The following is a 7,471-nucleotide window of genomic DNA, read 5'->3' as shown; positions in this document are numbered from 1 at the left end:
AATACCCGGTCCCATCCCGAACCCGGAAGTCAAGCCCTTCAGCGCCGATGGTACTGCAACCGAGAGGCTGTGGGAGAGTAGGACGCCGCCGGACAAAATTTCAGGTAGAGGCCGCCCTTTGGGGCGGCCTCTACTGCTTTTACTGGCACTGAGTTTGTCAACGCGATGGTCCTCGGATCGTTCGAAGTCGGCTGCGGGAAGCAGCAGTGAGGAAGGCAGCTATGGCTGACGAGCGCCGTAGCAACAGAGGCGGTAAGCCCGCCGGACGCCCCGGGCGTCCGAAGAGCTCGAATTCATCGACCGGTGGCCGTGGCGGCCGATCGGGTGACGGCAAGCCGGGCGCTGGTCGACCGAGCGGTGGTCGGCCCGGCGCTGGACGGAGCAGCGATCGCCGTGATGGCGCCGCTGGCGGTCGCGGAGGCGATCAGCGCCGTGACGGTGGCCGCGGAGGCGACGAGCGTCGCGACGGCAAGCCGTCGACCGGACGCAGCGGCCCCCGCAGCGGCGGCCGCTCGGACGGCCCGAAGCGTGGCGGCAGCAGCGACCGCAAGGGTGGCTACTCCAAGGATCGTGGCGGTAAGCCCGCTGGCAAGCCGCAGCGCCGGTTCGACGAGCCGCGTGAGGAGCGCACGGCGGATCAGCGGATCTACGACGGTCCGGAGCTGCCGGAGGAGGTCACCGGCAAGGAGCTGGACCGTGCGATCTCGGCTCAGCTGCGAGGCCTGCCCGAGAAGCTGGCGGCGCGGATCGCCCGCCACCTGGTTGCTGCCGACATGTTCATCGACTCCGACCCCGAGCTCGCCTACCAGCACGCCAAGGCGGCGAAGTCGCGTACGCAGCGGATCGCTGTGATTCGCGAGGCGTTGGGCGAGGCTGCGTACGCTGCCGGCCACTACTCCGAGGCGCTCGCCGAGCTGCGTGCGGCGAAGCGGATGAACGGCGCGACGGCGTACCTGCCGATCATGGCGGACTGCCACCGCGCGCTCGGCCAGCCCGAACAGGCGATCAAGCTCGCGCACAGCCCGTCTGTGGCGAACTTCGAGGCGCCGGCGAAGGCCGAGATGACGATCGTCGAGGCCGGCGCTCGCCGGGACATGGGCCAGTTCGACGCGGCCCTGCGGATCCTCGAGCAGTCGCCGCTCAACAACAAGAGCCGTGAGGCCTGGGTCGTGCGGCTGCGCTATGCGTACGCAGACACGCTCCAGGACGCGGGCCGGGACAAGGACGCGCTGACCTGGTTCCACCGCACCTACGCGATCGACTCCGACGAGATCACCGACGCCGCGGCGCGCGCCGAGGCCCTCGAGAAGACGGTCGAGAGGGACTGAGGTCCGTCTCAAACGCGCAACCAGTGGCGATCGGCAGCTATGCCGGTCGCCACTGGCCGTTTTGCTCCGATACTGGAGATCCTGGGCGCGGTAGGTAAGAATAGATGTACAACTACATCAGTGTGATCACCGAAAAGTTCCTTCACGCATGATCGAGCCCGCTGGGGAAGGCGTAGCTCGCGCCGCAACGAAGGAGATAATCGGTGACCACTCAGATCAAGGACCCGAGCGCCTCGCGTGGCATCGCACGAGGCGTTGTGTTCGTGCATTCGGCTCCCTCCGCGCTCTGCCCTCACATCGAATGGGCCGTCGCGGGGGTGCTAGGCGCGCCGGTGAACTTCGACTGGACGGCGCAGCCCGCCCAGGCCGGCACTTACCGAGCCGAGCTCTTCTGGTCCGGTGCGGTCGGTTCCGCGGCGGCGATCGCGTCGGCGCTGAAGGGGTGGACCCACCTGCGCTTCGAGGTCACCGAGGACGGGACGTCGACCTCCGAGGGTGCGCGCTACTCCTTCACGCCCGACCTCGGCGTCTTCCACGCCGTCACCGGGATGCACGGTGACATCATGATCCCCGAGGACCGGCTCAAGGCCGCAGTGGTCAAGGCCGCCCTCGGTGACACCACGCTCGAGCTCGAGGTCGACAAGCTCCTCGGCAAGCCGTGGGACGACGAGCTGGAGACGTTCCGTCACGCGGGGGAGGGCGCGCCCGTACGCTGGCTGCACCAGGTCGTCTGAGCGACCGTCGTCGGCCGCAGAGCACGGCCACGAAAACGCCGAGTCGGCGCGTCCTGACGCGCCGACTCGGCGTTGTTTTCGGTCAGGACGCGCCGACTCGGCGTGAATCGGGTCAGAGCGGGATGTTGCCGTGAGCACCGCGGCGTACGCCGACGGTCTGGATCGCTTCCTCGAAGGCGGCCGCGATCGCGCTGCGGGTCGCAGACGGCTCGATGACCTCGTCCACGACACCGATCTCGACAGCCTTGTCGACACCACCGGCGAGACGCTCGTGCTCGGCCGCGAGCTCCGCCTCGACCTGGGCACGGAGGTCGGGCGCGACCTCGGCGAGCTTACGGCGGTGCAGGATGCGGATCGCGGCGACCGGGCCCATGACCGCGACCTCCGCGCCCGGCCAGGCGAAGACCTTGGTCGCACCGAGGGATCGGGCGTTCATGGCGATGTAGGCGCCGCCGTAGGTCTTGCGGGTCACCAGGGTGACCCGAGGGACCACGCACTCGCCGAAGGCGTGCAGGAGCTTGGCGCCACGGCGGACGACGCCGTCCCACTCCTGGCCGACGCCCGGCAGGTAGCCGGGGACGTCGACGACGACGATCAGGGGGACGCCGAGGGCGTCACAGAGGCGTACGAACCGGGATGCCTTCTCCGCGGAGAGGGAGTCGAGGCAGCCGCCTAGCCGCAGCGGGTTGTTGGCGACGACGCCGACGGTGCGGCCGCCGAAGCGACCGAGCGCGGTGACGATGTTGGGGGCCCAGCGAGCGTGCAGCTCCTGTGCGGTGCCCTCGTCGAGGATGTTCTCGACCAGGGGGTGCACGTCGTAGGCGCGCTTCTTCGACTCGGGCAGCTGCTCGGCGAGGTCCTTGTCCTCGACCGCGGCGACGTCGAGGCCACCCTGGGAGCCGAGGAGAGCGGTGACCGTGCGGGCCTTGTCGAGCGCCTCGCGCTCGGACTCGGTGAGGATGTGCACGACGCCGGATCGGCGGCCGTGCGGCTCGGGACCACCGAGGCGGAGCATGTCGACGTCCTCACCGGTGACGGAGCGTACGACGTCCGGACCGGTCACGAAGATGCGGCCCTCGGGGCCGAGGATGACGACGTCGGTGAGGGCGGGACCGTAGGCAGCGCCACCGGCGGCCGGGCCGAGGACGACCGAGATCTGCGGGATCTTGCCGCTGGCCTGCGTCATCGCGTGGAAGATGCGGCCGACCGCGTGCAGGGAGAGTACGCCCTCGGCCAGCCGGGCGCCGCCGGAGTGCCACAGGCCGATGATCGGGATGCCGTCGGTCATCGCGCGGTGGTACGCGTCGACGACCACGCGGCAGCCGAGGTCGCCCATCGCGCCACCCATGACGGTGGCGTCCGAGCAGAAGGCGACCGCCCGGGTGCCGTCCACCTCGCCGACGGCGGCCAGCATGCCGGAGTCGTCGTCGGGGGAGATGAGCTGGACGGTGCCCTCGTCGAAGAGCGCCCGGAGCCGGGTCAGCGGGTTTCGGGGGTCCTGGTCGCGAGGAAGCTTCTGCTGCTTCCTCGCGGCAACAGCCGCGGGGGCTGTGATGGTCATCAGATGCTTCCGTAGACGACCGCTACGTTCGCGCCACCGAAACCGAAGGAGTTGTTGAGGGCCGCGATGTCGCCGACCGGCAGGTCGCGTGCCTTGGTGGCGATGTCGAGCTCGACCGCGGGGTCGAGGTTGTCGAGGTTGATCGTCGGCGGCGACTGGCGGTGGTGGATCGCCAGGACGGTCGCGACTGTCTCGAGGGCGCCGGCGCCACCGAGCAGGTGGCCGGTCATCGACTTGGTCGAGGTGACCACGACGTTCTCGACCTGCTTGCCGAGGGTGGCGTGGAGCATCAGGCCCTCGGCGATGTCGCCCTGAGGGGTCGAGGTCGCGTGGGCGTTGACGTGGACGATGGTGTTCGGGTCGATGTCGCCGTCCTCGAGCGCGCGCTTGATGGCTCGGCTACCGCCGCGACCCTCGGGGTCGGGCTGGGCGATGTCGTGGGCGTCGGCGGTCACGCCGGCGCCGAGGACCTCGGCGTAGATCCGGGCGCCACGGGCCTGGGCGTGCTCGAGCGTCTCGAGCACGACGATGCCGGCGCCCTCACCGAGCACGAAGCCGTCGCGGGCGGTGTCCCAGGGGCGGCTGACCGCGGTCGGGTCGCCACCATCGGGGCCGGAGGCGGTCTTGGACAGTGCCATCATGTTGGCGAACGCGGCCATCGGCAGCGGGTGGATCGCTGCCTCGGTGCCACCGGCGAGGACGACGTCGGCGCGGCCCAGACGGATCTGGTCGGCGGCCAGGGCGATCGCCTCGGAGCCGGAGGCACAGGCAGAGATCGGGGTCTGAGCCGCGGCGCGGGCGCCGTAGATCAACGAGATGTTGGCTGCCGAGGCGTTGGCCATCAGCATCGGGACGGCCAGCGGGCTGACCCGACGCGGCCCCTTGGCCAGAAGCGTGTCGTAGTTGTCGAGCAGGGTGGTGACGCCGCCGATGCCGGTGGCGACAGCGACACCCAGGCGCTCGCCGTCGAGGCCGGCCTCGGTGGCCGTACCCTCGAAGCCGGCGTCCTTCCAGGCCTCGGCCGCGGCGACCACGGCGAACTGCGCGGAGCGGTCCAGGCGTCGCGCCTTGACCCTCTCCAGGACCTCGGACGGCTCGACGGCGACACGGCCGGCGATGCGTACGGGAAGGTCCTGGGCCCACTCCTCGGTGAGCTCGCGGATGCCGGAGCGGCCGGCGATCAAGGCATCCCAGGTGGTGGCTACATCTCCGCCTACCGGGTTGGTGGTGCCCAATCCAGTGACGACGACTCGGGTGCGGCTGCTCATGTGGTCTCCGTGTGAGGTGTTGGCGCGTTGGGTCAGGTGAAGCAGGTCCGGCGGCTCGGCCTGGGAGGGTTGGCCGAGCCGCCGGGGCGCGTCAGGCGTTCGCGGAAGCCTTCTCGATGAAGCTCACCGCGTCGCCAACGGTCTTGAGGTTCTTGACCTGCTCGTCGGGGATGGATACGCCGAACTTCTCCTCGGCAGCGACGACGACCTCGACCATGGACAGCGAGTCGACGTCGAGGTCATCGACGAAGGACTTGTCGAGCTGAACGTCGGCGACATCGATGCCGGCGACCTCGTTGACGATCTCGGCGAGGTCGGAGCGGATCTCTTCGGTGGTGGCCATATGTGGTGCTTCCTCTCGGATTTTGTGTGGTGAAACTCTGGGTGGTGCGAGACTACGGAACGACGACGACCTGGGCTGCGTAGACCAGTCCGGCACCGAACGCGATGAGCAGGGCGGTGTCGCCCGACTCAGCCTGACCCTCCTCGATCATCCGCTCAAGAGCAAGCGGGACCGAGGCGGCCGACGTGTTGCCCATGGTGGCGATGTCGCGGGCGATCTTGACCGACTCCGGAAGCTTCATGGAGCGGGCCAGGGCGTCGACGATGCGCATGTTGGCCTGGTGCGGGACGAAGCAGTCGAGCTCGTCGGCGGTGATGCCGGCCTTCTCGAGCGCCTCCTGACCGACCTTGGCCATGGCGTAGGAGGCCCAGCGGAAGACGGGGTTGCCCTCCATCGTCAGCCAGGGAGTCTCCTTCGCCTCGACCGCGTCGAACCAGTCGGGAGTCTGGATGTGGTCGGCCTTGTCGCCCGAGGAACCCCAGACGACCGGGCCGATCCCGGGCTCGTCGCTCGGGCCGACGACCGCGGCGCCGGCGCCGTCGGCGAAGATGAACGCGGTGCCACGATCGTGCGGGTTGGTGATGTCGGAGAGGCGCTCGACACCGATGACGAGTACGTTGCGGGCGCTGCCGCCGCGGATGAAGTCGCTCGCCATCGCGATGCCGTGACAGAAGCCGGCACAGGCCGCCGAGATGTCGAAGGCGGCCGGGTGGTCGGCACCGAGCTCGTCGGCGATCAGCGCGGCTACTGCGGGCGTCTGGCGCATGTGGCTGACGGTGGCGACGATGACGCAGTCGATCTGGTCGATGCCGATCTTGGCGTGCTCGAGCGCCTTGCGGGAGGCGGTGACCGACATCATCTGTACGGTCTCCTCCTCACCCGCCCAGCGACGCTCGGTGATGCCGGAGCGGGTGCGGATCCACTCGTCGGAGGAGTCGATCAGATCGACGATCTCGCTGTTGGGGACCACCCGGGTGGGGCGATAGCCGCCTACGCCGAGGATGCGGGCGTGCGGGGAACCTGTCGGGGCAGAGATCACGAGTGCTGGACTCCTGTCGGGTGCAGCCGGAGCAGCGGCTGACCGGGGGATACGAGGTCGCCGTCCTCGACGAGCCATTCGATGACCTCGCCGCCGTGGGCGGACGTGATCGCGATCGTGTCGCGGAGGCTGGCGATGGCGCCGATCTCGGCGCCGGCCGGAATCACATCGACCCCGGACACGGTCTCGGAGAGCTTGAAGGTGCCCTTGGACGGGGAGACGACCATGCGCCAGGTCGGCGTGGTCTCGATCGGGTTGGCCTCTCCGTGCTTCTCGACGAACGCGCGGGCGTCGTCGAGCTGGTCGGGAGTCTTCAGGGCGAAGGTCTCGACGCCCTTGAGGGCGCGCTTGGCGATCCCCGTCAGGGTGCCGGCCGGCGGCATCTCCAGGATGCCGGTCACGCCGATGTCGGACATGGTGTCGAGGCAGAGGTCCCAGCGCACCGGGTTGGCGATCTGGCCGACGATCCGGTCCAGCGCCTTGGCGCCGTCGTGGACGATCTGGCCGTCCTTGTTGCTGATCAGGCGCGTACGCGGGTCGTGGGTCGAGACGCTCTGGGCCAGCCGGCGGAGGTGGCCGACGGCGGGCTCCATGTGCTTGGTGTGGAAGGCGCCGGCGACGCTGAGCGGCATCAGCCGGGCCTTGGCGGGAGGATCGGCGGCGAAGGCCTCGAGCTGCTCGAGGGTGCCCGCGGCGACGATCTGGCCGGGGCCGTTGTCGTTGGCGGGGGTGAGGCCGTGCTTCTCGATCGCGGCCAGCACCTCCTCGCGTACGCCGCCGAGGACCGCGGTCATGCCGGTCGGCGTCTTCGCGGCGGCCTCGGCCATGGCCTTGCCCCGCTCGCGGACGAGCACCATCGCCTGCTCGGCGCTAATCGCGCGTGCGCCCGCGGCGGCGGTGATCTCACCGACGCTGTGGCCGGCGACCGCTCCGATCTTGCCGAAGGCGTCCGCGGGCTGCGGGAAGAGCTCGAGCGCCGCGACCAGGCCGGTGGCGACCAGCAGCGGCTGGGCGATCTCGGTGGCGCGGATGGTCTCGGCGTCGGCATTGGTGCCGTAGTCGATCAGGTCGATGCCTGCGACGGTTGAGAGCCACTCCATACGAGCGGCGAAAGCGGGGTCCTCCAGCCACGGGGTGAGGAATCCTGGTGTCTGAGCACCTTGTCCTGGGGCGACAATGACGAGCACGCAAGAATAGT

At 69.6% G+C, this 7,471-nt stretch carries 7 protein-coding genes and 1 rRNA gene; 3 read left to right on the top strand and 5 right to left on the bottom strand.

The window, feature by feature from the left end; genetic code table 11:
* The 3 genes from rrf to ABT304_RS29450 all read left to right on the top strand — a co-directional run.
* A 5S ribosomal RNA gene (rrf, locus tag ABT304_RS29460) occupies positions 1-94 on the top strand; the annotation flags it as partial.
* Positions 95-221: 127 nt separating this feature from the next.
* Positions 222-1,328 carry a tetratricopeptide repeat protein gene (locus tag ABT304_RS29455; RefSeq protein ID WP_350720810.1) on the top strand — a complete coding sequence of 369 codons (1,107 nt, stop codon included), beginning with the start codon at positions 222-224 and terminating at the stop codon, positions 1,326-1,328.
* Between the two features lie 203 nt (positions 1,329-1,531).
* Complete coding sequence (locus ABT304_RS29450; RefSeq protein ID WP_160028558.1) at positions 1,532-2,062, top strand: DUF3145 domain-containing protein; 531 nt, start codon at positions 1,532-1,534, stop codon at positions 2,060-2,062.
* A 112-nt stretch (positions 2,063-2,174) separates the two neighbouring features.
* Here the strand turns inward: ABT304_RS29450 and ABT304_RS29445 are convergent, their stop codons facing one another.
* The 5 genes from ABT304_RS29445 to ABT304_RS29425 form a co-directional block, all read right to left on the bottom strand.
* The gene (locus ABT304_RS29445) at positions 2,175-3,623 is read right to left on the bottom strand and encodes an acyl-CoA carboxylase subunit beta (RefSeq protein WP_350720808.1); all 1,449 of its coding nucleotides are present in this window, start codon (positions 3,621-3,623) and stop codon (positions 2,175-2,177) included.
* Positions 3,623-4,891, bottom strand: a complete 1,269-nt coding sequence (locus tag ABT304_RS29440; protein WP_160028562.1) for a beta-ketoacyl-[acyl-carrier-protein] synthase family protein — start codon at positions 4,889-4,891, stop codon at positions 3,623-3,625. The genes ABT304_RS29445 and ABT304_RS29440 overlap by 1 nt, the downstream gene beginning before the upstream one ends.
* 91 nt (positions 4,892-4,982) lie before the next feature.
* On the bottom strand, positions 4,983-5,234 hold the full coding sequence (locus tag ABT304_RS29435) for an acyl carrier protein (RefSeq protein ID WP_091051955.1): 252 nt from the start codon (positions 5,232-5,234) through the stop codon (positions 4,983-4,985).
* Between the two features lie 52 nt (positions 5,235-5,286).
* Positions 5,287-6,273 carry a beta-ketoacyl-ACP synthase III gene (locus ABT304_RS29430; RefSeq protein ID WP_350720806.1) on the bottom strand — a complete coding sequence of 329 codons (987 nt, stop codon included), beginning with the start codon at positions 6,271-6,273 and terminating at the stop codon, positions 5,287-5,289.
* On the bottom strand, positions 6,270-7,460 hold the full coding sequence (locus ABT304_RS29425) for an acyltransferase domain-containing protein (protein ID WP_160028566.1): 1,191 nt from the start codon (positions 7,458-7,460) through the stop codon (positions 6,270-6,272). Before ABT304_RS29425 ends, ABT304_RS29430 begins: the two co-directional genes overlap by 4 nt.
* Positions 7,461-7,471: the final 11 nt, after the last annotated feature.

Origin of the sequence: Nocardioides sp. NPDC000445 (assembly GCF_040300245.1) — a bacterium.
Classification (GTDB): Bacteria; Actinomycetota; Actinomycetes; order Propionibacteriales; family Nocardioidaceae; genus Nocardioides.
Note: the sequence above shows the minus strand (reverse complement) of the source record. Positions and strands in the feature narration are given on the sequence as shown.

Excerpts from the sequence above, each read along its gene's own strand:
- ABT304_RS29455 (WP_350720810.1), top strand. The coding sequence starts at position 222 with ATGGCTGACGAGCGCCGTAGCAACAGAGGCGGTAAGCCCGCCGGACGC.
- ABT304_RS29445 (WP_350720808.1), bottom strand. The coding sequence starts at position 3,623 with ATGACCATCACAGCCCCCGCGGCTGTTGCCGCGAGGAAGCAGCAGAAG.
- ABT304_RS29440 (WP_160028562.1), bottom strand. The coding sequence starts at position 4,891 with ATGAGCAGCCGCACCCGAGTCGTCGTCACTGGATTGGGCACCACCAAC.
- ABT304_RS29435 (WP_091051955.1), bottom strand. The coding sequence starts at position 5,234 with ATGGCCACCACCGAAGAGATCCGCTCCGACCTCGCCGAGATCGTCAAC.